At 63.0% G+C, this 26793-nt stretch carries 28 protein-coding genes; 18 read left to right on the plus strand and 10 right to left on the minus strand.

The window, feature by feature from the left end; all coding sequences use genetic code 11:
• The first annotated feature begins 24 nt into the window (after positions 1 to 24).
• From rpoE to pdxJ, 12 genes are all read left to right on the plus strand, one after another.
• Complete coding sequence (gene rpoE, locus CW360_RS07355; protein WP_101193311.1) at positions 25 to 600, plus strand: RNA polymerase sigma factor RpoE/AlgU; 576 nt, start codon at positions 25 to 27, stop codon at positions 598 to 600.
• Positions 601 to 643: 43 nt separating this feature from the next.
• Positions 644 to 1228, plus strand: a complete 585-nt coding sequence (locus CW360_RS07360) for a sigma-E factor negative regulatory protein (RefSeq protein ID WP_101193257.1) — start codon at positions 644 to 646, stop codon at positions 1226 to 1228.
• Entirely contained in the window at positions 1228 to 2187 is a 960-nt protein-coding gene (locus CW360_RS07365; RefSeq protein ID WP_101193258.1) for a MucB/RseB C-terminal domain-containing protein, read from the plus strand. The genes CW360_RS07360 and CW360_RS07365 overlap by 1 nt, the downstream gene beginning before the upstream one ends.
• Positions 2180 to 2641, plus strand: a complete 462-nt coding sequence (locus tag CW360_RS07370; protein ID WP_101193259.1) for a SoxR reducing system RseC family protein — start codon at positions 2180 to 2182, stop codon at positions 2639 to 2641. The genes CW360_RS07365 and CW360_RS07370 overlap by 8 nt, the downstream gene beginning before the upstream one ends.
• 29 nt (positions 2642 to 2670) lie before the next feature.
• The gene (locus CW360_RS07375; RefSeq protein WP_101193260.1) at positions 2671 to 4086 is read left to right on the plus strand and encodes a DegQ family serine endoprotease; all 1416 of its coding nucleotides are present in this window, start codon (positions 2671 to 2673) and stop codon (positions 4084 to 4086) included.
• 271 nt (positions 4087 to 4357) lie between these two features.
• The gene (gene lepA, locus CW360_RS07380; RefSeq protein WP_093986322.1) at positions 4358 to 6157 is read left to right on the plus strand and encodes a translation elongation factor 4; all 1800 of its coding nucleotides are present in this window, start codon (positions 4358 to 4360) and stop codon (positions 6155 to 6157) included.
• A gap of 5 nt (positions 6158 to 6162) precedes the next feature.
• Positions 6163 to 7020, plus strand: coding sequence for a signal peptidase I (lepB, locus tag CW360_RS07385; RefSeq protein ID WP_101193261.1), 858 nt, complete (start codon positions 6163 to 6165; stop codon positions 7018 to 7020).
• A gap of 114 nt (positions 7021 to 7134) precedes the next feature.
• On the plus strand, positions 7135 to 7512 hold the full coding sequence (locus tag CW360_RS07390; RefSeq protein WP_101193262.1) for a DUF4845 domain-containing protein: 378 nt from the start codon (positions 7135 to 7137) through the stop codon (positions 7510 to 7512).
• Positions 7509 to 8204, plus strand: a complete 696-nt coding sequence (gene rnc, locus CW360_RS07395) for a ribonuclease III (RefSeq protein ID WP_101193263.1) — start codon at positions 7509 to 7511, stop codon at positions 8202 to 8204. Before CW360_RS07390 ends, rnc begins: the two co-directional genes overlap by 4 nt.
• Positions 8197 to 9096, plus strand: a complete 900-nt coding sequence (gene era / locus CW360_RS07400; protein WP_093986296.1) for a GTPase Era — start codon at positions 8197 to 8199, stop codon at positions 9094 to 9096. Before rnc ends, era begins: the two co-directional genes overlap by 8 nt.
• A gap of 56 nt (positions 9097 to 9152) precedes the next feature.
• A complete protein-coding gene (recO, locus tag CW360_RS07405) occupies positions 9153 to 9818 on the plus strand; it encodes a DNA repair protein RecO (RefSeq protein WP_101193264.1) in 666 nt (221 codons plus the stop codon).
• 24 nt (positions 9819 to 9842) lie between these two features.
• Positions 9843 to 10589 carry a pyridoxine 5'-phosphate synthase gene (pdxJ, locus tag CW360_RS07410; protein ID WP_101193265.1) on the plus strand — a complete coding sequence of 249 codons (747 nt, stop codon included), beginning with the start codon at positions 9843 to 9845 and terminating at the stop codon, positions 10587 to 10589.
• A 1-nt stretch (position 10590) separates the two neighbouring features.
• On the opposite strand, the gene CW360_RS07415 is transcribed toward pdxJ, so the two are convergent.
• The 5 genes from CW360_RS07415 to CW360_RS16765 form a co-directional block, all read right to left on the minus strand.
• Positions 10591 to 11370 (minus strand): substrate-binding periplasmic protein, encoded by a 780-nt coding sequence (locus tag CW360_RS07415; protein ID WP_101193266.1) that lies wholly within the window; start codon positions 11368 to 11370, stop codon positions 10591 to 10593.
• 67 nt (positions 11371 to 11437) lie between these two features.
• On the minus strand, positions 11438 to 12406 hold the full coding sequence (gene cmoB, locus CW360_RS07420) for a tRNA 5-methoxyuridine(34)/uridine 5-oxyacetic acid(34) synthase CmoB (protein WP_101193267.1): 969 nt from the start codon (positions 12404 to 12406) through the stop codon (positions 11438 to 11440).
• Positions 12403 to 13146, minus strand: a complete 744-nt coding sequence (cmoA, locus tag CW360_RS07425; protein ID WP_101193268.1) for a carboxy-S-adenosyl-L-methionine synthase CmoA — start codon at positions 13144 to 13146, stop codon at positions 12403 to 12405. The genes cmoB and cmoA overlap by 4 nt, the downstream gene beginning before the upstream one ends.
• A 95-nt stretch (positions 13147 to 13241) precedes the next feature.
• On the minus strand, positions 13242 to 13643 hold the full coding sequence (locus CW360_RS07430) for a protease inhibitor I42 family protein (protein WP_101193269.1): 402 nt from the start codon (positions 13641 to 13643) through the stop codon (positions 13242 to 13244).
• Between the two features lie 33 nt (positions 13644 to 13676).
• Positions 13677 to 13814: a hypothetical protein gene (locus tag CW360_RS16765; RefSeq protein ID WP_157825264.1), complete on the minus strand. Its 138-nt coding sequence runs from the start codon at positions 13812 to 13814 to the stop codon at positions 13677 to 13679.
• Between the two features lie 296 nt (positions 13815 to 14110).
• Between CW360_RS16765 and CW360_RS07435 the strand changes: the two genes are divergently transcribed.
• The 4 genes from CW360_RS07435 (at position 14111) to CW360_RS07450 (ending at position 21196) form a co-directional block, all read left to right on the plus strand.
• Positions 14111 to 14863: a helix-turn-helix domain-containing protein gene (locus CW360_RS07435; RefSeq protein ID WP_093986287.1), complete on the plus strand. Its 753-nt coding sequence runs from the start codon at positions 14111 to 14113 to the stop codon at positions 14861 to 14863.
• Between the two features lie 176 nt (positions 14864 to 15039).
• Complete coding sequence (gene putA / locus CW360_RS07440; protein WP_101193270.1) at positions 15040 to 18207, plus strand: bifunctional proline dehydrogenase/L-glutamate gamma-semialdehyde dehydrogenase PutA; 3168 nt, start codon at positions 15040 to 15042, stop codon at positions 18205 to 18207.
• 204 nt (positions 18208 to 18411) lie between these two features.
• Entirely contained in the window at positions 18412 to 19899 is a 1488-nt protein-coding gene (gene putP, locus CW360_RS07445) for a sodium/proline symporter PutP (protein ID WP_101193271.1), read from the plus strand.
• Positions 19900 to 20080: 181 nt separating this feature from the next.
• Positions 20081 to 21196, plus strand: coding sequence for an HD domain-containing phosphohydrolase (locus CW360_RS07450; RefSeq protein WP_101193272.1), 1116 nt, complete (start codon positions 20081 to 20083; stop codon positions 21194 to 21196).
• Between the two features lie 9 nt (positions 21197 to 21205).
• Here the strand turns inward: CW360_RS07450 and CW360_RS07455 are convergent, their stop codons facing one another.
• The 3 genes from CW360_RS07455 to dapE are packed head-to-tail and all read right to left on the minus strand — an operon-like array spanning position 21206 to position 23567.
• Positions 21206 to 21574, minus strand: a complete 369-nt coding sequence (locus CW360_RS07455) for a hypothetical protein (RefSeq protein ID WP_093986282.1) — start codon at positions 21572 to 21574, stop codon at positions 21206 to 21208.
• Between the two features lie 50 nt (positions 21575 to 21624).
• Entirely contained in the window at positions 21625 to 22431 is an 807-nt protein-coding gene (locus CW360_RS07460; RefSeq protein ID WP_101193273.1) for a putative RNA methyltransferase, read from the minus strand.
• Positions 22425 to 23567, minus strand: a complete 1143-nt coding sequence (dapE, locus tag CW360_RS07465) for a succinyl-diaminopimelate desuccinylase (protein ID WP_101193274.1) — start codon at positions 23565 to 23567, stop codon at positions 22425 to 22427. Before dapE ends, CW360_RS07460 begins: the two co-directional genes overlap by 7 nt.
• Before the next feature lie 138 nt (positions 23568 to 23705).
• Here dapE and CW360_RS07470 point away from each other — a divergent pair, with 138 nt between their 5' ends.
• Both CW360_RS07470 and tcdA read left to right on the plus strand, forming a co-directional pair.
• Positions 23706 to 24245: an isochorismatase family protein gene (locus CW360_RS07470; RefSeq protein WP_101193275.1), complete on the plus strand. Its 540-nt coding sequence runs from the start codon at positions 23706 to 23708 to the stop codon at positions 24243 to 24245.
• A gap of 50 nt (positions 24246 to 24295) precedes the next feature.
• Positions 24296 to 25102, plus strand: a complete 807-nt coding sequence (gene tcdA, locus CW360_RS07475) for a tRNA cyclic N6-threonylcarbamoyladenosine(37) synthase TcdA (RefSeq protein WP_101193276.1) — start codon at positions 24296 to 24298, stop codon at positions 25100 to 25102.
• A gap of 7 nt (positions 25103 to 25109) precedes the next feature.
• Here the strand turns inward: tcdA and CW360_RS07480 are convergent, their stop codons facing one another.
• Together CW360_RS07480 and CW360_RS07485 are read right to left on the minus strand one after the other, a co-directional pair.
• Positions 25110 to 25514, minus strand: coding sequence for a SufE family protein (locus CW360_RS07480; RefSeq protein WP_101193277.1), 405 nt, complete (start codon positions 25512 to 25514; stop codon positions 25110 to 25112).
• The gene (locus tag CW360_RS07485; RefSeq protein WP_101193278.1) at positions 25511 to 26716 is read right to left on the minus strand and encodes an aminotransferase class V-fold PLP-dependent enzyme; all 1206 of its coding nucleotides are present in this window, start codon (positions 26714 to 26716) and stop codon (positions 25511 to 25513) included. The genes CW360_RS07480 and CW360_RS07485 overlap by 4 nt, the downstream gene beginning before the upstream one ends.
• Between the last annotated feature and the right edge of the window lie 77 nt (positions 26717 to 26793).

Here is a 26793-nt window from a genome sequence, read left to right on the forward strand (position 1 = left end):
CCGCCTCTGCAGCAGGGGGCGAACATGCTGGTAGAAGAACAGGATCAGCAGCTGGTCGAGCGCGTGCAGCGTGGCGACAAGCGTGCCTTTGATTTGCTGGTACTCAAGTACCAACACAGGATTCTGGGGTTGGTGATGCGTTTCGTGCATGACCAGCAGGAAGCTCAGGACGTGACTCAGGAGGCTTTCATCAAGGCCTACCGGGCGTTGGCTAACTTCAGGGGAGACAGTGCTTTCTACACCTGGCTCTACCGGATAGCCATCAACACGGCGAAGAATCATCTGGTAGCGCGTGGTCGACGCCCTCCGGATAGCGATGTGAGTGCCGAGGATGCCGAGTTTTTCGAAGGCGACCACGGTTTGAAGGATAACGAGTCGCCCGAGCGACTGATGTTGCGTGATGAGATCGAAGCTACCGTGCATCGAGCCATCAAGCAGCTGCCGGAGGATTTGCGCACGGCGTTGACCCTGCGTGAGTTCGATGGATTGAGCTACGAGGACATTGCCACCGTGATGCAGTGTCCGGTAGGAACCGTGCGTTCGCGTATCTTCAGGGCGCGCGAAGCCGTAGACAAAGCCCTGCAGCCTTTGCTGCAGTAGACGCAAGCCTGTACCGCAGCTCGCTGCCAAGAGAGGAACAACCATGAGTCGTGAAAGCCTGCAGGAATCGCTGTCCGCACTGATGGATAACGAAACCGACGAGCTGGAACTGCGTCGCGTGCTGGCCGCTTGTGAGGAGCCGCAGATGCGCGAGCGTTGGCAGCGTTATCAGTTGGCGCGTGCGGCAATGCACGGCGAGTTGCGCGAGCCGCGTCTTGATCTGGCGGCTGCGGTCAGTGCGGCGCTAGCGGTTGAAGAGGCGCCTGTCGTCAAATCCCCTCGCCAGCCGCTGCGCACGCTTGGGCGTTTTGCAGTGGCTGCCTCGGTCACCGTGGCGGTGTTGGCAGGTGTCCGTTTGTACAATCAGGACAGCCTGCAGCAGCAAAGTCTGGCGCAGCAGTCTACAGCGCCCTCCAGTTTCAATCTGCCGCAGGTGCAGGGGCCTGCCTTGCTGGCAGCTTATGGCCAGCAGGCGGCAAGCAGCACGCCTGAACAGGGCGCATCGGTGAGCGTCTGGCATCAGCAGCGGCTGCCTGAATATCTTCGTCAGCATGCCCAGCAAGTCGGTATGGGGGCTGCTGATGGCGCGCTGCCTTATGCGCGGGCTGCCAGCATGCAGGGCAACTGATGACAGCAGGGTGGCGAGCCTGGTGCCTGGGCCTGGGGATGCTGTGTGCCGTACCTGCCCAGGCAGAGACGGCGGAAGACTGGCTGCAACGCATGCACGATGCCAGTCAGCTCGATTACCAGGGGGTATTCATCTACGAGCGTAACGGCAGTTTTTCCAGTCATCAGCTCTGGCATGCGGCGACGATGCATGGTGAGCGCCGAGAGCGCTTGTTGCAGTTGGATGGCCCGGCGCATGAAGTATTGCGTGTGAATGGCCGGACGCGCTGCCTCAGCAGTGATCTGCAGGGCCCTCTGGCTGAAGGGCAGGTTTGGCCGTCGCGCGAGCTGGATGTCGGGCAGTTGGCCAACTGGTATGTGTTGCGCCTATTGGGCAGTTCACGGGTAGCCGGGCGTGATGCGGTTGTGCTGGGGTTGTTGCCGCGTGATCCGCATCGCCATGCGTTCGAGCTGCATCTGGACCGACAGACGGCCTTGCCGCTCAAGTCGGTATCGCTCAATGAGCAAGGGCAGATGCTGGAGCGCTTCCAGTTCACCTCATTGCAGTTGCAGACGCCGACGTCGACCGATCTGCAGCCAGGAGCAGATTGCCGCACGTTGGATACTGATGTGTCCGCGTTGTCGGCAGCTCAGACGAATGACTGGCAGGTAGGCTGGTTGCCGCCTGGTTTCAGTGCGCAGGGGGTTATTCGTCGACCTGTGCCGGGAGATGGCGTCCCGCCGTTGCAGTGCCTGCTGTTTGCCGATGGGCTGGCGCGCTTTTCGGTGTTTGTCGAGCATCTGGGCGGTCTCTCGGTCGAAGAGGCGCATAGCCAGCTCGGACCTACCGTTGCCGTGTCGCGGCGCCTGTCGGCGCGCAGTGGCGAAGTGATGGTGACCGTGGTGGGTGAGATTCCTCTGGGAACTGCCGAACGCATCGCCTTGTCGGTACGCGAGGCGCAGGAGCAGGCCAGTGATTGAAGAACGTGGTCGCGTTGTTGCGCTGGAGCAAGGGGCAGTGTGGGTGCAGACCTTGCGCAAGAGCACGTGCAGCGGTTGTTCGGCCAAGGCTACCTGCGGCCAGGGCGTACTCGACAGCCTGGGGCTGGGTCGTGAGCGTGGTCATGTGCGAGCGCTGTGTCGCTTGCCGGTCCAGGTGGGCGATCAGGTCATGATTGGCGTGCGCGAGGAGCAGTTGCTACAGAGCGCTGTACTGGTCTATCTGTTGCCGCTGCTCGGCTTGTTTGCCGGGGCCCTGTTGGCTGATGGACTTGGATGGTCGGAGCCCCGGTTGATTGGCATGGCTCTGCTGGGCGCTGCGCTGGTATGGCTGGCGGTGCGCACGTACTGCCAGCGACATGCCGATGATGAACAACGCCAGCCTGTGGTGCTGCGTGCGCTGCTGGCCAGTGCGGAAACTGAAGCTGATTGTTGATGGGTTCTACAGACGGGAGTGGTATATCGATGTCTAGCCTCAAACGCTGCGTGAGTATGCTTCTGGGTAGCTATCTGTTGCTGGGTCAGGCGCTTCTGGCTAATGCCCAGCTGCCGGATTTCACCGAGCTGGTCGAGCAGGTTTCCCCGGCGGTAGTCAATATCAGTACCCGGCAGAATGCCCCGGTGCGTGCAGCTGGCATTGCGCAAATGCCTGATCTGGAAGGTATGCCGCCGCTGTTTCGTGAGTTTTTCGAGCGTAATCTGCCGCAGGTGCCGCGCAATCCCGGCGGTCGTCAGCGCGAGGCGCAATCGCTGGGCTCGGGCTTCATCATTTCCAGCGACGGTTATGTGCTGACCAATAATCATGTGGTGGCAGGTGCCGACGAGATTATCGTGCGCCTGTCCGATCGCAGCGAGCTGGAAGCCAAGCTGATTGGCGCCGACCCGCGGACCGATGTCGCCCTGCTCAAGGTCAAGGGCAAGAACCTGCCAGCGGTCAAGTTGGGTAATTCCGAGGCGCTCAAGGTGGGTGAGTGGGTGCTGGCCATTGGCTCGCCTTTCGGCTTCGATCATTCGGTGACCGCCGGTATTGTCTCTGCCAAGGGGCGCAGCCTGCCCAACGAGAACTACGTGCCGTTCATCCAGACCGATGTGGCAATCAATCCGGGTAATTCAGGGGGGCCGCTGTTCAACCTGAAGGGCGAAGTGGTCGGCATCAATTCGCAGATATTTACCCGCTCGGGCGGTTTCATGGGCTTGTCCTTCGCTATTCCGATGGATGTCGCCATGAGTGTTTCCAATCAGCTCAAGGCCGATGGCAAAGTCAATCGCGGCTGGCTGGGAGTGATGATTCAGGAGGTCAACAAGGACCTTGCCGAATCTTTTGGTCTGGATAAGCCGGCCGGCGCCCTGGTGGCTCAGGTCGTCGATAATGGCCCGGCAGCCAAGGGGGGGCTGCAGGTCGGCGATGTGATCCTCTCGGTCAATGACAAGGCGATCGTGGTGTCAGCGGACTTGCCACATCTGATCGGCACGTTGAAACCCGGTGATAGTGTGCGCCTTGACGTGGTGCGCGAGGGTGAGCGTAAGCGCATAACCCTGGCGGTGGGGGCATTGCCGGAAGAGGGCGAGGAAGTGGCGGCGGTCGGCGGTGCGGAACGCAGCAGTAACCGCATGGGGGTCACCGTGGTGGAGCTGAATGAAGAGCAGCGCCGTGCGCTGGACTTGCCCTTCGGTGTGGCGGTCAAGGAGGTTCAGGGTGGCCCGGCAGCGCTTATTGGCCTGCGTCCGGGGGATGTCATCACGCACCTGAACAACCGGGCGATCGACTCGGCGAAGACCTTTACCCAGATCGCCCAGGCGCTGCCGACCAACCGCTCGGTATCCATGCGTGTTCTGCGCCAGGGGCGCGCCAGCTTCATTACCTTCCGCCTGGCGGAGTAGCAGGCCGCTAATCCATGGGAGCCGGGCGTCGTGAGACGCTCGGCTTTTTTGTGCCTGCCGCTTGCCGGCCAGCAGGCGTGACGCCTGTAGCGCCGATCAGTTACACTGCCGGGCTATTTTTTGGCGGCCTGGCTGGCTTGTCGAGCGGTAGGCCTGCGTGCCGATGCGTGCTGTGCGTGATCCGCTGCCTTTATCGGCCTCCGGGCAATCCTGCTTGTTCAAGGTTTTCAACGATCTGCCCAAGCCTGCAGTCTTTTTCGAGTGTGTTTCCGTGAGCGACCTGAGCCATATCCGTAATTTTTCCATCATTGCCCACATCGACCATGGCAAGTCGACACTGGCGGATCGTTTCATCCAGATCTGCGGTGGCTTGTCCGATCGCGAGATGGAAGCGCAAGTCCTCGACTCCATGGATCTGGAACGTGAGCGCGGAATTACCATCAAGGCGCACAGTGTGACCCTGCATTACCCTGCGCAGGACGGTAAGACCTACCAGCTGAACTTCATCGACACCCCGGGGCACGTCGACTTTACCTATGAAGTCAGCCGTTCCCTGGCGGCCTGCGAAGGTGCCATTCTGGTCGTGGATGCCGGGCAGGGCGTCGAGGCGCAATCAGTGGCCAACTGCTATACGGCGATTGAGCAGGGCCTGGAAGTCATGCCGGTGCTCAACAAGATGGATCTGCCGCAGGCCGAGCCGGAGCGGGTCAAGGATGAAATCGAACACATCATCGGCATCGATGCGACCGATGCCGTGCCTTGCAGTGCCAAGAGCGGCATGGGGGTCATCGATGTGCTGGAGCACCTGGTCAAGGTCATTCCGCCGCCGCAAGGCGAAGTGGATGCACCACTGCAGGCGCTGATCATCGACTCCTGGTTCGATAACTACCTGGGTGTGGTGTCCCTGGTGCGGGTACGCCACGGGCGTATCAAGAAAGGCGACAAGGTACTGGTCAAGTCCACCGGAAAGGTTCATCAGGTCGACAGTGTCGGGGTGTTCACGCCCAAGCACACCGAGACTGCCGACCTCAAGGCCGGTGAAGTGGGTTTCATCATCGCCGGTATCAAGGACATCCATGGCGCACCGGTGGGTGACACACTGACCCTGTCCAGCACGCCGGATGTGGAAATGCTGCCCGGCTTCAAACGCGTCAAGCCGCAGGTCTATGCCGGACTTTTCCCGGTCAGCTCCGATGACTTCGAGGATTTCCGCGAAGCCTTGCAGAAGCTCACGCTCAACGATGCGGCGCTGCAATACGAGCCGGAAAGCTCCGATGCCCTGGGCTTCGGTTTCCGCATTGGCTTCCTCGGCATGCTGCACATGGAAATCATCCAGGAGCGCCTGGAGCGCGAATACGACCTGGACCTGATCACCACCGCGCCGACCGTGGTGTTCGAGGTCGAGTTGAAGAGTGGTGAGACCATCTATGTCGACAACCCCTCCAAGCTGCCTGATCCGGCGAGTATCGCCGACATGCGCGAGCCCATCGTGCGTGCCAACATCCTGGTGCCGCAGGAGCACCTGGGTAACGTGATTACCCTGTGTATCGAGAAGCGAGGTGTGCAGCGTGACATGCAGTTCCTCAGCAGCCAGGTACAGGTATCCTATGACCTGCCGATGAACGAAGTGGTGCTGGACTTCTTCGACCGCCTGAAGTCGGTGAGTCGTGGCTATGCGTCGCTGGACTACAGCTTCGATCGTTTTCAGTCGGCCAGCCTGGTACGCCTGGACGTGTTGATCAATGGCGAGAAGGTCGACGCCCTGGCACTGATCGTGCATCGTGATCGCGCTCACCACAAAGGCCGCGTGCTGACCGAGAAGATGAAGGAATTGATCCCCCGGCAGATGTTCGATGTGGCAATCCAGGCGGCCATCGGTGGGCAGATCATCGCGCGGACCACGGTCAAGGCGCTGCGCAAGAACGTACTGGCCAAGTGTTATGGCGGCGATGTGAGCCGCAAGAAGAAGCTGCTGGAGAAGCAGAAGGCTGGTAAGAAAAGGATGAAGCAGGTAGGCAGTGTGGAAATTCCCCAGGAAGCCTTCCTTGCCGTGCTCAAGGTGGATAGCTGAGTATCATGTCGTCGATCAACTTCCCGCTGTTGCTGGTTATTGCCGTTGCCGTCAGCGGTCTGCTGGCGCTGTTCGATCTGCTGTTTCTGGCCAGGCGGCGCCAGGCAGCGGTGGCCAGCTACCGGCAGGGTGTTGCCCAGGTCGACGAGGCCGTGGTTGAGCGGCTGAACAAGGAGCCGCTGCTGGTCGAGTACGGCAAGTCGTTCTTCCCGGTGTTGGCCATCGTGCTGGTGCTGCGTTCCTTTCTGGTCGAGCCGTTCCAGATTCCTTCGGGGTCGATGAAGCCCACCTTGGAGGTAGGCGACTTCATATTGGTCAACAAGTTTGCCTACGGGATTCGTTTGCCGGTGGTAGATAGCAAAATCATCGAGATTGGCCAGCCGGCACGTGGCGATGTGATGGTGTTTCGCTATCCCAGCGACCCGCGCATCAACTACATCAAGCGGGTAGTTGGCTTGCCGGGCGATACTGTGCGCTATACCAGTGAGCGGCGCCTGTATGTCAATGATCAATTGGTCAGTGAAATGCTCCTGGGTGACGAGCCGGGCAGCCTAGGTAGCGTGCGTCTGTTCACTGAGCAGTTGGGCGAGGTAGAGCACCATATTCGCAAGGAAATGCGCCGCTACCGCATGGAACCAGGCCGTGAGTGGCGTGTGCCTGCCGGGCATTACTTCCTGATGGGCGACAACCGCGACAACTCCAACGACAGCCGCTACTGGAATGACGCGCACATTCCCGTGCAGCTGCGCGGCATGGTTCCTGACGACCATATCGTTGGCAAGGCCTTTGCCATCTGGATGAGCTGGCCGGATCCCAAGCTGCGCAACTTACCCAATTTTTCGCGGGTCGGGCTGATTCACTGAGTCTTTGCGGCGGCAACGCGAGGATTTGTCGGGCGGTTCAGGACGCCAGATGTCAGCGGTTCTATGCTGTTGGCGCCGCCTTGGCTTTTTTCAATCACTCATTCGAGGTCAAACATGCAGATGGCACGTTCCCAGGGGGGCTGGTCGCTCCTCAATGTGATGCTGGTTCTCTCGCTGGTCGCGGTAATCGCCAGCGGCGTCTTCAAGATGCTGCCGCACTACCTGGACTTTATGTCGCTGGAAGAGATCATCACCTCGGTGGAAAACGACAAGGCTGCCAATGTGCGGACAATCGGCGAGCTCAATGCGCGCCTCAGCAAGGGCATGCAGGTCAACAGCATTCGCGGGATCAAGCTAGACGAGGCGGTGACCATCAAGATTGAGAACAACGAGTTTCGTGTGCACCTGAAGTACGAGCGTCGCGAGCCCTTTATCCGTAACCTCGATCTGGTGGCGCGGTTTGACAAAGAATTTCGTGTGCGCCTGCCGTGACCCAAGCTCAAGCTCTTGAACGTTTGCAACGCCGTCTGGGCCATCAGTTTGCCGATAGCGAGCTGCTGACGCTGGCCCTGACGCATCGCAGCTTTGCCGGGCGCAACAATGAGCGTCTGGAGTTTCTCGGGGATGCGATCCTCAACTTCGTTGCGGGCGAGGCACTCTACGAGCGCTTCCCGCAGGCGCGTGAAGGGCAGTTGTCGCGCCTGCGCGCGCGCCTGGTCAAGGGCGAGACCTTGGCCGTGCTGGCGCGTGGTTTCGAGTTGGGCGAATACCTGAGGCTGGGTTCCGGTGAGTTGAAAAGTGGTGGTTTTCGCCGTGAATCGATTCTTGCCGATGCACTGGAAGCGTTGATCGGTGCGATTTATCTGGATGCCGGCATGGATGTGGCGCGTGCCCGCGTGCTGGACTGGCTGGAAGGTGAGTTGCAAGGCCTGACCCTGGTGGATACCAACAAGGATCCGAAGACCCGCCTGCAGGAGTTTCTGCAATCGCGCGGCAGCGAGTTGCCGGCGTACAGCGTGGTGGATATCCAGGGTGATCCGCATTGCCGGACCTTCTTTGTCGAATGCACGATTACCCTGCTGAATGAAAAGACCTGTGGCCAGGGCGCCAGTCGGCGGATCGCCGAGCAGGTAGCGGCGGCTGCCGCACTGAGCGCCCTGGGCGTGGAGAACAGCCATGAGTGAAGAAATCAGCCGTTGCGGCTACGTGGCGATCGTCGGTCGTCCCAATGTGGGCAAGTCGACCCTGCTCAACCATATCCTTGGCCAGAAACTGGCGATTACCTCGCGCAAGCCGCAAACCACCCGGCACAACATGCTCGGCATCAAGACCGAGGGGGGCGTGCAGGCGGTGTATGTCGACACGCCCGGTCTGCACAAGAACAACGAGAAAGCGCTCAATCGCTACATGAACAAAAGCGCTAGTAACGCTCTGCGCGACGTCGATGTGGTGGTGTTCGTGGTGGATCGTATGCGCTGGACCGATGAGGACCAGATGGTGCTCGACAAGGTGCAGCATGTGCGCTGCCCAGTGATCCTGGCGGTGAACAAGGCCGATCGCCTGGAAGACAAGCGCGAGTTGCTGCCGCATCTGGAGTGGCTGTCGCAGCAATTACCGCAGGCCGAGGTGGTACCGATTTCCGCGTTGCACGGGCAGAACCTGGAAACCCTCGAGCGCCTGGTTGCCGAGCACCTGCCGGAGTCCGAACACTTTTATCCGGAAGAGCAGATCACCGACCGTTCCAGCCGTTTCCTGGCTGCGGAACTGGTACGGGAAAAGATCATGCGCCAGCTGGGTGCCGAGCTGCCGTACCAGATGACCGTGGAAATCGAAGAGTTCAAGCAGGAAGGGCGTATTCTGCATATTCACGCGCTGATCCTGGTCGAGCGTGAGGGGCAGAAGAAAATCATCATTGGCGACAAGGGCGAGCGTATCAAGCGCATCGGCCAGGACGCGCGCAAGGACATGGAAACTCTGTTCGATGCCAAGGTCATGCTCAACCTGTGGGTCAAGGTCAAGGGTGGCTGGTCCGATGATGAACGCGCCTTGCGTTCGCTCGGTTATCTGGACATCTGATTGCCAGCCGCTGGCGCGCTCCCGGCGCCCGGCTCCTTGAACCAGACAGGCAAACCATGCGTGCCTTCGTTCTGCACAGTCGCCCCTACAAGGAAAGCAGTGCGCTGGTGGATTTTTTCACCCGCCAGGGTCGCCTGCGCGCCGTGCTGCGTGGTGCGCGCGGCAAGTCTGGCAACCTGGCTAGGCCTTTCGTGCCGTTGAGCCTGGAGTTGCGCGGCCAGGCGGATTTGAAAAGCGTGGCACGTCTGGAGGCCGCGGGTGTGCCCAACCTGCTGAGCGGCGATGCATTGTTCAGTGGCCTTTACCTCAATGAGTTGCTGATGCGCCTGCTGCCCAGCGAGGATGCCCATCCCGCGTTGTTCGAGTTGTACGAGCAGAGCTTGCCGCTGCTGGCCGCCGGTAGTCCGCTGCAACCGCTGCTGCGCAGCTTTGAGTGGCGGCTGCTGGATGAGCTGGGGTATGCCTTTGCCCTTGATCATGACTGCCATGGGCAGCCGGTACAGGCCGACGGGCTCTACCAGTTGCTGCCGGAGAGCGGCTTGCAGCAGGTGTTCCAGCTGCAGCCCGGTTTGTTTCAGGGCCGTGAACTGCTGGCCATGAGCCAGGCGGACTGGCAGACTCCCGGTGCGCTCGCCGCTGCCAAGCGACTGATGCGCCAGGCCCTGGCGGCGCATCTGGGTGGCCGTCCGCTGATCAGCCGGGAACTGTTTCGCAAGCCCTGAATTGCTATTGCCATGGAGACTGTCGTGACTGCTGCCAACCGAATCCTGCTCGGCGTGAACATCGATCATGTGGCGACCCTGCGCCAGGCCCGGGGGACCCGTTACCCGGACCCGGTCAAGGCCGCGCTGGATGCCGAGGAGGCTGGTGCCGACGGTATCACCGTGCACCTGCGCGAGGATCGCCGGCATATCCAGGACCGTGATGTGCGGGTACTTGCCGAGGTGCTGCAAACGCGCATGAACTTCGAGATGGGCGTGACCGAATACATGCTGGCCCTGGGCGAGGAGCTGCGCCCGGCACATGCCTGCTTTGTACCCGAGACTCGCCAGGAGCTGACCACCGAGGGCGGTCTGGATGTGCTGGCCCAGGAGGCACGTATTGCCGAAGCGGTACAGCGGCTGGCGCGGCATGGTTGTGAGGTGTCATTGTTCATTGATGCCGACCCACGGCAAATCGAGGCGGCGGCGCGCATTGGCGCGCCGGCTATCGAGCTGCATACCGGTCGCTATGCCGATGCCGCTTCACCGGCCGCCGCGCTGCATGAGCTGGCGCGTATCCGCGAGGGGGTGGAGTGCGGGCTGGCGCATGGCCTGATCGTCAATGCCGGGCATGGCCTGCACTACCACAATGTCGAGGCGGTCGCGGCGATTCCCGGTATCAACGAGTTGAACATTGGCCATGCCATCGTTGCCCAGGCGCTGTTCGTCGGTTTCAAGGCGGCGGTAGCGGACATGAAGGCGCTGATCGTGGCGGCAGCCGCGCGCCGTTAGCTCAGGGAATGCCGTTCCAGCCAGGTTCGCGCAGGCCGGGTTCTTCGGCGCCGGGTAGCCAGCGCTGGTAGATCCGGCTGAAACTGCCGTCGACTTTCATCTGATCCAGGGCGGTTTGCCAACGGCGGACTACCCAGTCCTCGGTACCCGACCAGAAGGTAATGTAGCCGTAGGAGCTGCGATAGGGGTAAACCACTTCGACGTCATCCGGTCCCAGGTAGTCGACCTGTACAGCCGCCTCGTCGCGGGCATAAAAACTCAGGTTGTCGGCCACGATCAGTGGTACCCGGCCCATGCGCAGCAGGCGGAACATCTGTGCCGGTTCGGTGACACCCAGCAGGTTGTGCATGCCTGCCGCGGTTAACTCCTGGTAGGTAAACCAGTCGCGCGGTACGGCAATATCCTTGAAGCGCGCCAGTTCTTCACGCTGGCCGACCTTGATACCCGAGCCTTTGAGTGCGTAGAAATTGTCGTTGGCCAGCAGGATCGGGCCTACCCACTTGAACTGCGGCTCGCGCTCGCTGTTGCGCATGGTCGGAAAGATCGCCGTATTGGCCGTGGTCTGGGCAATCCGGTAGGCGCGAGCCCAAGGTACAACCTGCAGGCTGGCCTGCTGGTCGAGGCGTTTCAGCAGCTCGCGAACCAAGTCTACCGCGAGTCCTTCGGCTTGCCCCTGCTGGGAGAAGCTGATCGGCGGATACTCCTCGGTATACAGCTGTAGGGCCTGGCTGGCCGGTGAGAACAGCCAGGCCAGGAGCAGGAGCAGGGGGGCTGTCTTCATCGATGCAACTCGCAGGCGGACTGGAATTGACTATAGCGAATGCCGGGTGGGTCGGTGTTGACCCAGCTCAGGGCTTGCGTGCCAGCAGCACCGCACGCCGCGGTGCGGGCAGTCCCTCGCAGGTCAGGTCGGGGTTGTCTGGGGCGAGGAAGTCGCCCAACGACTGAAAGCGCATCCAGTCGGTAGCGCGCTGCTCAGCAACCGTGGTCTGGCTGACATCCACGCATTGCACATCAACCAGTCCGGCGCGGCGCAGCCAGCGCTGCAGAGCGGGTACGGAAGGTAGGAACCAGACATTGCGCATCTGGGCGTAACGGTCTTCGGGAACCAGCACCTGTTGTTCGTCGCCTTCAACCACCAGGGTTTCCAGGACGAGCTGGCCGCCGCGCTGCAGGCAGTCCTTGAGCTCCAGCAGGTGGTCGATGGGCGAGCGACGATGGTAGAGCACGCCCATGGAGAACACCGTGTCGAAGCCTTCCAGCTTGCCAGGCAGTTCTTCCAGGGCCAGCGGCAGGTGCCAGGCCGGCAGCTCGGCCAGGTACTGGCGGGCGGCAAGGAACTGGCAGAGGAACAGCCAGTTGGGGTCGATGCCGATCACCGCATCGGCCCCGGCCCCGAGCATGCGCCACAGGTAGTAGCCATTGCCGCAGCCGACATCCAGTATGCGCTTGCCGCGCAGATCGAGATGGGCCGCGACGCGTTGCCATTTCCAGTCCGAGCGCCATTCGCAATCGACCAGACAGTCGAAAAACTGCAGGGGCCCCTTGCGCCAGGGCATCAACCCGCGCAGGCCTTCCTCCAGAGCGACGCTGTCGGCGTGGCTGAGCGTGCCGTGCAGGGCAAAGCGTTCGCTCAGCTCCACACGCTCTGGAGACAGCACGGGCAGGCTTTGCAGCGCGGCCTGCCAGCGTGGCAGGTCACCGTGGCCAATGGCCAGCTTGGCAGCGATCTGTTCGTTCAGGGTATCTGCCCAGGCAGACAGCGGGCTGCCTTGCAGAAACGCGCCTAGGCGCTGCAGGTCAAGGCGCTCGATCATGGCAGGGCGACCAACGAGGCAAAGTTCAGGCACTGGAACCACGGCACGACCTGGCTGAAGCCGGCCTCAAGCAAGCGCTGGCGATGTACTTCCAGACTGTCCGGTTTCATGACGTTTTCCAGGGCGCTACGCTTCTGGGCAATTTCCAGTTCGCTGTAGCCGTTGGCGCGTTTGAAGGCAATGTGCAGGTCGTTGAGCAGCGTCTGTTGCTGTGCGTCGGCGAAGCACAGTTTTTCCGAGAGGATCAGTGCACCGCCCGGCAGCAGGGCCTGGCGGATGCGCGCAAGGAGTGGCAGGCGCTGCTCCGGCGGAATGAACTGCAGGGTGAAATTCATCGCCACCAGCGAGGTAGGGGCAAAGTCGATGGTCAGTACGTCGGCCTCCAGCACCTGCACGGGGAGCAGTTCCTGGTACATGGCATCCTGGGCGTTCAGGTACTCCTGGCAGCGCCTGGTCATCGCGGCGGAATTGTCCACGGCGACTACCCGGCAACCTTCGCTGCGCACATGGCGACGCATGGCCTGGCTCACGGCGCCCAGCGAACTGCCCAGGTCATACAAGATGCTCTGCGGTTGGGCGAAGTGTGCGGCCAGCACGCCGATATTCTCGACGATGGTCGGGTAGCCCGGCACCGAGCGCTTGATCATGTCGGGGAACACGCGCACCACGTCTTCGTTGAAGGCGAAGTCACCCAGTTGTGCCTGGGGGGTGGCGTACAGACGATCAGGAAGGTGGCTCATCGGCGGGCCCGTGGGGGATAACAAAGGGCGGCATTCTAGTGGCCCGCCGGGCGAATTCAAAGACACCGGCAGCTGCCTGGCCTGTGCGCTGTCGTTCAACGCACACGCACCGGGCAGTCATAGCGCCGGGCCGCTGGCGTGCTGCTGTCCCAGGGCTGCAGATACTCCAGGTGCAGGCGCGCCTGGCCTGGCTGGCTGGCGCGGAAGCGCCAGGTCGACAACCCGGCTGCACCGATCAGGCTGTCATCGTCGGGGTTGCGATAAACCTCCGGGCCCAGGCTGCTGAGTTGCGGGCTGGCAGCATCGAGTACCTGCCAGCGATAGCCGGTGGAGGGGTTGCTCGGCAGGCTGAGGACCAGCTCCTGACCTACCTTCAGGTCGATGGTGCGGCAGCGTGCCTGCTCGCCTGGGCTGAGGGTCAGGGTGCCAGCCTGTTGGGCACAGGCGCTCAGTGCGAGCACCAGGCCGGGCAGGGCAAGGCGCGGAAAAACAGGCATTGCAGCTCCTTGGTGGGTGTTTGGGCTGCCAGCTTAGTCAGTGCGCGAGTGCCTGGCTAGCCGGGCGTGGCTGGCCTGGCCGCGCGGATGCAGGTAGTGACCGAGCAGGTACAGCGCAATCACCAACAGGCCGGCCAGGCTGGGCAGGGGATGTGCAAGCGAGCTGAGCATGATGAAGCCTCCGGAACAGGACGTTCAGGACAATGCAAGGCCCTTGCCAGATACAACTGCCCGCCAGGCCGGGTGCGTTGCCGGAGGCGGGCGTTGTTGTGCGTGTTTTTGGTGCGCAAAGGCGTGGGTGTGCTGCTTTGTTGCCAGGCTGTACGAGCCTGTCGCCTGGACGTAGCGCTTTTCATGGATCAGGCTGGCATGCTGTAGGCACTGCCGTATGTCTGTCGGCAGTGCCGCCGCGAACGCCATTGGCGTCACAGGGAAGCCGGCTTGCTGCCACCCCGAGGTTTTCTAGCATGCTCAATGCCCGCCTGCTGCGCCTGGACGACCAGGCCCATGAACACGCCCACGATCACCATCAACTGGTGCTGTCGCTGTCCGGACGCGCCGAGTTCGAGGTCAACGGCCGTGGCGGCGAAGTATGCCGGATGCGCGCCTGCCTGGTGCCCGGTGATGCCGAGCACCAGTTCGCCGGGGTGGGCGACAATCGTATGCTGATTCTCGACCTTGATGAACGTGATACGCCGCTCGAGGACCTGCGTCTGCTCGAGCAGCTTTTCGATACCCCGCGTTTTCCTGCGCTGGATGCCGATTTCCAGAACCTGCTCAACTATGCCGGCGCCGAACTGGCTCGCTATGGCAGCGATCCGTTGCTGGCCCGTGCGCTGGGTGGCGTGCTGCTGCGCGCGCTCCACCTGCGGCTCTTCGCGCCACGCAGCAGTGCGCGTCCGCTGCCGCTGGACATCGAGCGGTTGGAGCGTTATGTACAAGACAACCTGGCCCGACGCATCAGCGTGGCCGAACTGGCCAGCCAGGCCTGTCTGAGTCCCAGTCACTTCCATGCGCTGTTCAAGGACAGCCTGGGCCTGACACCGCACCAATACCTGCTCAAGGCGCGTCTGGATCATGCCAGCCGACTGCTGCGCAGCAGTTCGTTGCCGCTGGTACGCATTGCCGAGGAGTGCGGTTTCTCCAGTCAGAGCGCCCTGACCACGGCCATGCGTCGCTACCTTGGCCTGACACCCAAGGGCCTGCGCCGCGACGGTTGAGTGCGCGCATTCTGGAGTTTTCTGCAAAAACTCCAGAGTCTTCTGCAAGAAAGCCAATGCCCTCTGCCCCTAGATTCGCTTATCCCGCCGCTGGTCCGCTTGTGCGTGCCTGACTTGCACCTCAGCGGCAATGGGCTAGACCGAACAATAACCATCTCCACAAGAGGAGGGGCGTGATGTTTCCCGCCAGTCACGTCTTGCAGGGCGACTTTCTTACCCGGACAGCCGCCGAGTTCTTCCCCGTCATCACGGGCAACTATGCCGTGGACGAGGAAGCCTATCTGAATGAGCTCCTGCAGCTCGCCGACCCTGGTGAACAGGGTATCCAGGCTATCCGCCAGGATGCCCGCGCGCTGATCGAACAGGTGCGCAACCGGGATAATGCCGTCGATACCCTCGACGCCTTGCTGCGCCAGTACAGCCTCGATACCCAGGAAGGGCTCATGCTCATGTGCCTGGCCGAGGCTTTGCTGCGCGTACCGGACAGCGCCACCGCCGATGCGCTGATCCGTGACAAGCTCAGTGCCGCCGAATGGGAGCGTCATCTGGGCCAGAGTGACAACCTGCTGGTCAATTTCGCGGCCTGGGGCCTGGTGATGACCGGCAAGGTGGTCGACCCGCAGTCCGCCGATGGTCGTCCCAAGAGTGTCATCGGCCGGTTGATCCAGCGTTCTGGCGAGCCGGTGATCCGTGCCGCGATGAACCAGGCGATGAAGCTGATGGGTGGCCAGTTCGTGCTGGGACGCAGCATCAGCGAGGCGCTGAAGAACGGCCGCAAGTGCCGCGAGCAGGGCTACACCTACTCCTTCGACATGCTCGGTGAAGCGGCACTGACCGCTGAGGATGCCGAGAAATACCTGGCCGACTACCGGCAGGCCATCGAGACGGTCGGCCGTGAGCCTCAGGTGGGCAACGGCCCACGGCCGTCGGTGTCGATCAAGCTGTCGGCGCTGCACCCGCGTTACGAAGTGGCGCAAAAGGCCCGTGTACTCACTGAACTGTTCGAGCGGGTCCGCGAGCTGGCCAGCCTGGCGCGCCGCCTGGATGTGGGCATCACCATCGATGCCGAGGAAGCCGACCGCCTGGAGCTGTCGCTGGAGCTGTTCGAAAAACTGCTGCGCGATCCGGCTATTGCCGGTTGGGGCGAGTTCGGCCTGGTCATCCAGGCGTACTCCAAACGCTGCCTGCCGGTGCTGGTCTGGCTTACGTTGCTGGGCCGCGAGCTGAAGGCGCGTATTCCGTTGCGCCTGGTCAAAGGCGCCTACTGGGACAGCGAGATCAAGCAGTGTCAGGTACAGGGCCTGGATGGCTATCCGGTGTTTACCCGCAAGGAAGCTACCGACACCTCCTACCTGGCCTGTGCCCGCTACCTGCTCAGCGAACACACCCGCGGGGTGATCTACCCGCAGTTCGCCAGTCATAACGCCCACACCGTCAGCTGTATCCTGGCCATGGCGCGCGACTTGCCACGGCCGCGTGACTTCGAGTTCCAGCGCCTGCATGGCATGGGCGATGCCCTGTATGACACGGTGCTCGAACAGCATGGCCGCAATGTGCGGATCTATGCCCCGGTGGGCGCGCACAAGGACCTACTGCCCTATCTGGTACGGCGCCTGCTGGAGAACGGTGCCAACTCGTCCTTCGTCCACCAGTTGGTCGATCCGCGGGTTCCGGTCGACTCGCTGATCGATCACCCGGTTAGCCAACTGCGCCAGCACACCCGGCTGGCCAATCATCGTATTCCCCTGCCACCGGCGCTGTTTGGCGCGGCGCGCAAGAACTCGCAAGGCCTCAATATGAATATCCAGCAAGAATGGAATGCTTTGGAAGCAGCGCTCAACGTGCAACTGCAACGCCAGTGGCAGGCCGCTCCGGTCATCAACGGCACCAGCCTGGCTGGCCAGGCGCATGAGGTGCGTTGTCCCTACGACCTGCAGCGCTTGGTCGGCACGGCGCAGTGGGCTACGGCCGACCAGGCCGCCCAGGCCATGGATGCGCTGTATGCCGCCTGGCCGCGCTGGAGTGCTACGCCGGTGGAACAGCGTGCCGCCGTGCTGGAGCGCCTCGCTGAGCTACTGGAGGCCAATCGCGCCGAGCTGATGGCGCTGTGCACCCTGGAGGCCGGCAAGAGCCTGCAGGACGGTATTGACGAAGTGCGTGAAGCGGTTGATTTCTGCCGTTACTACGCTCAGCAGGCCCGCGAGAAGTTGCAGCGCAGCGAGTTGAAAGGGCCGACCGGCGAGCGCAACGAGCTGTTCTACGAGGGGCGTGGGGTGTTTGCCTGCATCAGTCCGTGGAACTTCCCCCTGGCGATTTTCCTCGGGCAGATCAGCGCGGCGCTGGTCGCCGGCAACACCGTGCTGGCCAAGCCAGCCGAGCAGACCAGCCTGATTGCGGCGCGCACCCTTGAACTGATGTTCGAAGCCGGCCTGCCGCAGGAGGTGATTGCCCTGCTGCCCGGCGATGGTGCCACCCTGGGCGGGGTGTTCTGTCGTGATGCGCGACTGGCCGGGGTGTGCTTTACCGGTTCCACCGAAGTGGCCCGGCTGATCAACCGCCAGCTGGCCGACAAGCCCGGGGCGATTGCCACGCTGATCGCCGAGACCGGTGGGCAGAACGCCATGATCGTCGATTCCACGGCGCTGCCCGAGCAGGTCATCAAGGATGCCGTTGCCTCGGCCTTTACCAGTGCCGGGCAGCGCTGCTCGGCGCTGCGCGTTATGTATGTGCAGGCTGATATTGCCGAACGGGTCATCGACCTGCTCAAGGGCGCCATGGCTGAACTGCGTGTGGGTCCCACCCATCTGCGCGAGAACGATGTCGGGCCGGTCATCGATGGTGAAGCCAAGGCGGGCCTGCAGGCACATATCGACACGCTCAAGGGGCAGGGCAAGCTGCTCGCCGAGGCGGGGTTGCCGCAAGGCCTGAATGGTCACTTCATCGCGCCGGTGGCGTTTGAAATCTCCGCCATCAGCGAGCTGGAAAAAGAGCAGTTCGGCCCCATCCTGCACCTGGTGCGCTATGAGGCCAGCGCGCTGGAACAGGTGGTGGCGGATATCAATGGCACCGGCTACGGCCTGACCATGGGTGTACACAGCCGTAACGAGGCCACCGCGCAGCGCATCGAGCATCTGGCTAGGGTGGGCAACCTCTACGTCAACCGCAACCAGATCGGCGCGGTGGTCGGTGTGCAGCCCTTCGGCGGCCATGGCCTGTCCGGTACCGGTCCCAAGGCGGGTGGTCCGAACTACCTGATGCGTTTTGTCAGCGAGCGCACCACCTCGGTCAACACCACGGCGGTCGGCGGCAATGCGTCGCTGCTGTCACTGAACGATAACGATTGAGAAATGCCGGACCTGAGCGGAAACTTGCGTGCCCGCTCAGGTTTTGCGTGACCAGCGCAGCGTGGCAACAAGCCGCTCCTCGTGGAGTAGGCAGCTTTTTACAAGGCCGGTTTGCGGCTTGCAGCGGAGTGGCGCGATGCCCCGGGTGACGCGTCGACAACACAACAGCGGCGGCCTGGCTGCCCAACAACAAGAGAGAACAAGATGAACGAGCAGAGCTTATTCGTAGTCGGGGCGACCTTCGTGGTCTACCTGGTGCTGATGCTGGGCATCGGCATTGTCGCCTATCGGCGCACGGTCAACCTGTCCGACTATATCCTCGGCGGCCGTTCCATTGGTCCGACCACGGCGGCGCTGTCGGCTGGCGCTTCGGACATGAGTGGCTGGTTGTTGCTCGGTCTGCCTGGCTATGCGCTGGTGGCCGGTTTCGAGGCCAGTTGGATTGCCATCGGTCTGTTGGCCGGTACCTGGCTGAACTGGCTGTTTGTGGCACGCCGTCTGCGCGTCTATTCGCATGCGGCGAACGACTCGGTGACCATGCCGGCCTATTTCGAGAATCGCTTCAATGACAAGAGCCATGCGCTGCGCGTGGTGTCGGCGATCTTCATCCTGCTGTTCTTCCTCTTCTATGCCAGCTCCGGCCTGGTGGCGGCGGGCAAGTTGTTCGAGTCGGTGTTTGCCTTGGACTACAAGATCGCCGTGGTGGTGGGAACCATTGCCGTGGTCTCCTATACCTTGTTTGGTGGCTTCCTCGCCGTAGCCTGGACGGACGTGGTACAGGGCTTGCTGATGGCGCTGGCGCTGGTACTGGTGCCGGTCTTTGCCCTGAATGCGGTGGGTGGTGTTGATGCGGCGCATGCCGCCATGCAGGCCAAGAACCCGGAACTGCTGACCTTCTTCACCGATGTGAAGGGTGAGCCCCTGGGCTGGATTGCCATTCTTTCCCTGCTCGGCTGGGGTCTCGGCTACTTTGGCCAGCCGCACATCCTGGCGCGCTTCAAAGCCATTGCCAACGACAAGGACATGCCGACTGCCCGGCGCATTGCGGTGAGCTGGACAGCACTGACCCTGTTTGCGGCCCTGGCTATCGGCTGGGTAGCGATCGCCTACCTGCCGACCGATCTTAAGGATGCCGAAACGGTGTTCATGGTGCTGGTCAACAGCCTGTTCCATCCGGTCGTGGCCGGTATCCTGATGGCCGCCGTGCTGGCCGCCATCATGTCGACGGCCGATTCGCAATTGCTGGTCAGCTCTTCGGCACTGGCCGAGGACTTCTACAAGGCCATTCTCAAGAAGAATGCCGATGGTAACGAGCTGATCTGGATCGGTCGTGCCGCGGTGGTAGTGATCGCCTTGCTGGCGCTGTACTTCGCTCTCAACCCGGAAAGCACGGTACTGGGCCTGGTGTCCTATGCCTGGGCGGGTTTTGGTGCAGCCTTTGGCCCGGCAATCCTGCTGTCGCTGTTCTGGAAGCGCATGAATCGTCATGGTGCACTGGCTGGCATTCTGCTGGGCGGGATTACCGTGGTGGTCTGGAAACAGCTTTCCGGTGGCCTCTTCGATCTGTACGAGATCATCCCCGGCTTCCTCCTGGCGACCCTGGCGATCATCGTAGTCAGCCTGCTGACTGCCGAGCCGGACGCCGAGCTGCAGGCAACCTTCGACGAAGTGGACCGCCAGATGGCGCGCTGAGTCTCAGTTGCGGGCCCGTGGGCGTTGGTCGTTGCCCACTGACCGCGTGCTTCTGGCACACCCCCACGTACGACCCGATAGTGCTTCGCCGGCCACACCCCAGGGTGCTGGCCGGTTTTTTTGTGCACGCCGGCTATGCTCAGGAAACGCATCATGCGTCGATAGCCAGGGAGCAGCGGTCATGGACATGCTCGAGCGACTGCAGGGGGAGGGTGCCCTGCTGGGTAAGCTGCGTTGCCTTTTCCAGGTGCTGCGTGGCAAGGCTCCCCAGGTGGAGCGATTGGCCATTGCCCTGTATGACGAAGCCACGGATTGTGTGAAGACCTTTCTGGCCCTTGAGGAACCCAGCAACTCACTGGGTCACTACCATGCGCGCTTGTCGGAAACCACCTGGCTATTAACCGTGGCGCGCAGCCTGCGTCCGCGTCTGATCGAGGATTTGCGGGTACTCGCCGGCAGTCGCAAACCGCACGTTAAACAACTGCTGGATGCCGGTTACCTGAGTAGCTATACCCTGCCGATGTGCGTCAATGGACACTTCTTCGGCTTCATATTCTTCAATGCCCGACAAGCCGGGGCATTCGGCGAGGCCTTGCGGGCCGAGCTGGACATGCTGGCGCATCTGCTCAGCCTGATGGTCTACCAGGAGCGCATGACGCTGCGTACCTTGCAGGCAACCTTGCGCAGCGCCCTGGGGGTGAGTCGTGCCAGGGATCCGGAGAGTGCCGGGCACCTCGAACGCATGGCGCGCTATGCCTGGCTGATCGGTCATCACCTGGCAGCCGAGCATCAGTTGAGCGACGAGTATGTCGAACATCTCAGCCTGTTTGCCCCGCTGCATGATCTGGGCAAGTTGCGTACGCCGGATCGTGTATTGCTCAAGCCGGGGCCGCTGGATGTGCTGGAAACCTTGCTGATGCGTGAGCACCCCAGGGCTGGCCTCGAGCTGCTCGATGAGTTGCTCGACAATTTCGCCCTGGGTGGCGTGGGCTGGGTGCAGATGTTGCGCAATATCGTGCTTTACCACCATGAGGCGCTGGATGGTTCTGGATATCCGGAAGGCCTAGTGGGGCGAGCTATTCCATTGGAAGCACGCATTGTTGCAGTGGCCGATGTGTTCGATGCCTTGACCAGTGAGCGGCCCTACAAACAAGCCTGGCCGAACGAGTTGGCTTTCAGTCTGTTGCGCCAGGAAGCCGGGGTGCGTCTGGATGAGGCGTGCGTGGCGGTCTTGCTGGCGCATCCCGAAGCCGTACGGGAGATTCAGCAGCAGTGTGCGGAAAGTCGTTTTGGCTGAGTGAGCGTTTCAGGTCCGCCAGAGAATCTCGCTGACGCCTTCGGTAGTGACCTGTAGCCAACGATCACCTTCTTCCTCGGCTTCCTCCTCGTCCCAGGAACCGGGGGCGCAACGGATTGGCACGCCGAGCGCAGCATTGGCCGCGCGTGCGCAGGCCAGGTCGTCTTCCCAGGGCGTGCGGTCACTTTCCAGCAGCAGGCAGTGCCAGTTGCCGACCGCCTTGTGCAGCCACAGCACGGGAATCTCACCGGCTTGGCACTGCTGGGTCTTGCCGCGGCTTTGCCAGGGGCTGCAGGGTGCGATGGCCTGGCTCAGCCATTCGGCCACGGCGTCCTGGTCGCTGTCTTTCAGGTAGATCTCGATATCCGGTTGGCGCATGTGCAATTCCTCTGGCTGGGCGATTTGCTCGGCACGGCAGGCCAGGCGCGTCAGGCTGTCTTGATGATCCAATCGTAGCGTATGGATACCACGACTTCTAAGGGGCTGGCGATAACCGCGGCGCGCCGCTCGGCACTGGCCCGCCAGCCGTGCGGGGTCATGGCCAGCAAGTCGGCGCGGTCTTCCGCCTGCGGCAGCGCGAGGCGGTATTCCAGGGTATGGGTATCACTCAGCTGCATGCCCTGCGGAATCAGCTGCAGGTGCTTTTCGTCGTCATAGGGGCGTACTTCATCGTACAGGCGCTGGCGCAGCTCAAAGAGATGCTGACGGGTGGGGCCCATGCGCAACAGTCCGCCGCCGACCGGCAGCAGGCGATAGGCTTCCTGCCAGTCGAGCGGACTGAACACGCTGGTCAGCAGCGCACAGCTGGCATCGGCCAGCGGAATGCGGGCCATGCTGGCGACCAGCCAGGTGACGTTCCGGCTGCGCTTGCAGGCCTGGCGTACGGCATCGCGGGAGATGTCCAGGCCGTAGGCCTGACTGCCTGGCAGCGCCGCAGCCAGCTGGCTGGTGTAGTAGCCCTCGCCGCAGCCGATATCCAGCCACTGGCGTGGCGCATGGCTGGCGGCCAGTTGCGCCAGGCGCTGGGCCAGCGGGGCGTAGTGACCGGCCTGTAGGAAACGCCGGCGGGCCTCGACCATCGCCGGGTTGTCGCCCGGTGCGCGGCTGTTCTTGTGCTGTACCGGCAGCAGGTTGAGGTAGCCCTGGCGCGCCCGGTCGAAGCGGTGGCCCTGACTGCAACAGGCTCCCTGCGCGTCATAGGCCAGGCTGTGCTGGCAGAGCGGACAGATCAGCATGCGAGCAGACGCACCAGGGTCTGGTAGTAGATTTCGCTGAGGGCATCCAGGTCGGCGGCACGGATGTGTTCGTCACGCTGGTGGATGGTGGCATTCAGCGGACCCAGTTCGACCACCTGGGTGCCCAGGGTGGCGATGAAACGGCCGTCCGAAGTACCGCCGCTGGTCGAAGGGGTGGTGTGGATGCCGCACACCGCCTCGATGCTCGCCGCCACCGCATCGAGCAGTGCGCCGGGCTGGGTGAGGAAGGGCAGGCCGGACAGCGCCCAGTTGATGTGCCAGTCGAGGCCATGGCGGTCGAGAATGGCCGCGACACGCTGTTGCAGGCTCTCCACGGTGGATTCCGTGGAGAAACGGAAGTTGAACACGCAGGTCAGCTCGCCCGGGATGACGTTGGTGGCGCCGGTGCCGGCATGGATGTTGGAGATTTGCAGGCTGGTTGGAGGGAAGTAGGCATTGCCGCTATCCCAGTGTTCGCCAGCCAGCTCTGCCAGTGCCGGAGCAGCCAGGTGGATGGGGTTTTTGGCCAGGTGCGGATAGGCGACGTGACCCTGCTTGCCACGCACTGTCAGCGTGGCGCCGAGGCTGCCGCGTCGTCCGTTCTTGACGATGTCGCCGAGTTGCTCGGTGCTTGAGGGCTCGCCAACGATGCACCAGTCGAGCCGCTCGTTGCGCGCGCGCAGGCGTTCCACCACGGCGCGGGTGCCATGCTGGGCCGGCCCTTCTTCATCGCTGGTGATGAGGAAGGCAATCGCCCCCTGGTGGTTGGGATGGTCGGCAACAAAACGTTCAACGGCGGTGATCATCGCCGCCAGGCTGCCTTTCATGTCCGCCGCGCCGCGTCCGCGCAGCATGCCCTGGGCATCGATCTGCGGTTCGAAGGGCGGGTATTGCCAGGCCTCCAGGGGGCCGGTCGGCACCACGTCGGTGTGCCCGGCAAAGCACAGCACCGGGCCGTCGCCGCCGCGTCTGGCCCAGAAATTGTCCACTTCCTCGATGCGCATCGGCTCGATGTTGAAGCCCGCTGCCGCCAGGCGTTCGCACATCAGCGCCTGACAACCTTCGTCGGCCGGGGTGACCGAGGGGCGGCGGATCAGCTCGAAAGCCAGTTCCAGGGTAGGGGACAGCGCAGGCATGCAAGGCTCCAGCGGGCAGGTAAAAAAGGCCGGCCATATTAGCAGGCCAGTACCGGCCAGGGGTATCGGCCAAGCGTCGGACACGCTGGGCTGCAAGCGCTGGGCTAGACTGTGACAGTCCAACCAAGCAGGTGTCCTATGTTGCAACGTGAACACTGTGGGCTGTTGATCATTGATATCCAGGGGCGTCTGGCGCAGACGGTGGAGGAGAGCGCGGCGCTGCTGGACAACTGCCGGCGGCTGATTCTCAGCGTACAGTGCCTGGGCCTGCCGATTGTCTGGGTGGAGCAGAACCCGCAGGGGCTGGGGACGACCGTGCCTGAGCTGGCGGATTTGCTGACAGGTCTGCAGCCGATCAGCAAATACAGCTTTGATGCCTGTGGCGAACCGGCGGTTCTGCAGGCTGTGCAGGACAGCGGCCGGCAGCAGTGGCTGCTATGTGGCATCGAAGCACACATCTGTGTGTTCCAGACAGCCCGCAGCCTGTTGGCCCGCGGTTATCAGGTCGAGTTGCTGAGTGACTGCATGGCCTCGCGGCGCCTCGCCAACAAACAGCTGGCGCTGTCCCGTCTGCAAGGACTGGGGGCCACGCTGAGCAGCCTGGAGATGAGCCTCTTCGAGTTGCTCGGTGATTGCCGCAGCGAGGCGTTTCGTCCCGTGCTGGCACTGCTCCGTTGAGGGCGGCGCTGCACGTATAATGCGCGCCCGGTTGGCGATGAGGTGGCGCAATGGCCCTTGATGATCAGCGTTTTGGTGGAATTGCCCGGCTGTACGGAAGCGACGGCCTGGCCCGCCTGCAGGCCGCACACGTGGCGGTGGTCGGTATCGGCGGGGTAGGCAGCTGGGTGGCCGAGGCGCTGGTGCGCAGTGGCGTGGGCGAGCTGTCGCTGTTCGACCTGGATGACGTGTGCATCACCAACACCAATCGCCAGGTGCACGCCCTGCAGGGCGCGGTCGGGCGGGCCAAGGTCGAGGTCATGGCCGAGCGCATCCACGCCATCAATCCGGCCTGCCGGGTGCATGCCGTGGCGGACTTCGTGACCCGCGACAATCTCGCCGAGCTGATTACCCCGCAGCTGGACATGGTCATCGACTGCATCGATAGCGTGGCGGCCAAGGCGGCGCTGATTGCTTGGTGCAAGCGTCGCAAGATCGCCATCGTCACCACCGGCGGTGCGGGGGGGCAGATCGATCCGACCCGCGTGCAGGTGGTCGACCTGAACAAGACCTTCAATGACCCGCTGGCTGCCAAGGTACGCTCCACCCTGCGCCGCGACTATGGCTTCTCGCGCACGCCCGGCAAGCATTACAGCGTGCCCTGCGTGTTTTCCAGCGAACAGCTGCGTTACCCCAAGCCCGACGGCACGGTCTGTCAGGCCAAGGGCTTTGTCGGCGAAGGGGTCAAACTGGACTGCGCCGGCGGTTTCGGCGCGGTGATGATGGTGACTGCTACCTTCGCCATGGCTGCCACTGCCAAGGCCGTGGAAAAACTACTGGCCGGCGCACGTCGCCCGGCGGAGCGCACGGCGCCATAGCTGCCTGTCAGGTGCGCGCGCGGATGTGTTGCAGCACGGCGTGCAGGCCGTTGCTGCGCGAGGGCGTGAGCTGGCGTTGCAGGCCCAGCTGGTTGAACCACGCACCGATATCCAGCTGGGCCAGCTCGCTAGCCGGTAGTGTGTTGACGCGTGCCAGCAAAACAGCAAGCAGCCCGCGCAGCAGGCGGGCGTCGCTGTCGGCGCGCCACTGGCTGGCGCCGGCGGGGCCGTCGGCAACCAGCCAGACCTGGCTGCTGCAGCCTTGCACCTGGTTGGCCGTGCAGCGTTCGGCGTCACTGAGCGGCGCGAGGTGCTGCCCCCACTCGAGTAGCAGGCGGGCGCGCTGCTCCCAGCCGGCAGCCTGGTTGAACTGCTCAAGGGCGGTTTGCGCGGCGTCGGGCAAAGGGCTCATTGCAGCAGTGCCAAGGCGTTGTCGAGGGCGCTGAACAGCCGCGCCAGGTCCTCGCCATCGTTGTACAGGCCGAGGGAGACCCGGCACGCCCCAGGCAGGCCGAGGCTGTGCAATAGTGGCTGTGCGCAGTGGTGGCCATGGCGGATGGCTATGCCCTGTTCGGCGAGCAGGTGTGCCAGATCGCTGCCATGCACGCCGTCGACGACGAAGCTGGCCAGGGCGCACTGTGGTGTGCCGAGCAGGCGCAGCATCGGACGCTGGCGCAGGCCGTCGAGCAGCGCGTGGTGCAGGGCGGCTTCATGGCGTGCCACGGCCTGGGCATCAAGGCCATCCAGATAGCGCAAGGCCGCGCCCAGGGCGATCACCCCAGCGATGGGCGGGGTGCCGGCCTCCAGGCCCAACGGTGGCGGCAGGAAACTGGCCTGCTGGTAATCGGTGTGGCTGAGCATCTCGCCGCCGAACTGCCAGGGCCGCAACAGGCGGGCGGCCTGCTGGCGGGCGTACAGCACACCCACGCCATCGGCGCTGTACAGCTTGTGCGCGGAGAAAACGTAGAAATCGCAGCCCAGCGCGGCCAGGTCGGGGCGCTGGTGAACGCAGCCCTGGGCACCATCCACCAGGGTCAGCGCGCCCTGTGCGCGGGCCAGCTCAAGCAGTGCAGGCAGGAGATTCCAACGGCCCAGTACGTTGGACAGTTGGCTGACCGCGAGCAGGCGACAGCGCGGGCCGATCAGCGCGGCGGCCTGTTGCAGGTCGATCTCGCCTGCGGCGCTCAGCGGCAGGATGCGCAGGCTTAACTGCTGACGTTGTGCCAGCTGCTGCCAGGGCAGCAGGTTGGCGTGATGTTCCAGCGCGCTGATGACGATCTCGTCGCCGGCCTGCCAGGGGATGTCCAGGCTGTAGGCCAGCAGGTTGATGGCCTCGGTGCAGCTGCGCGTGAAGATGATCTCCCGGCTGTCGGCGGCGTTCAGCCAGCTGGCCAGCTGCTCGCGTACGCCTTCGAAGGCTTGGGTGGCGCGCTGTGCCGGAAGGTGCTGGGCACGGTGCACATTGGCGGCGCCGCGGCTGTAGTAGTCGCGCAGGGCGTCGAGCACGGCCTGCGGTTTCTGTGCCGTGGCCGCGCTGTCCAGATAGGTCTGGCCTTCGTCGTGCAGGGAGAGGATGCCGGGGAAGTCGGCGCGCCAGGGAGAAATGAGTGACATGGGCTGAACCGGTTCAAGCCTTCGCTACAGGCTGAAGGCGGGACGAGAGCGTGGGTATCCTGTCCGGCCTGCAGCCT

The sequence above is a fragment of the Pseudomonas fluvialis genome (genome assembly GCF_002835605.1).
GTDB classification, from domain to species: domain Bacteria; phylum Pseudomonadota; class Gammaproteobacteria; order Pseudomonadales; family Pseudomonadaceae; genus Aquipseudomonas; species Aquipseudomonas fluvialis.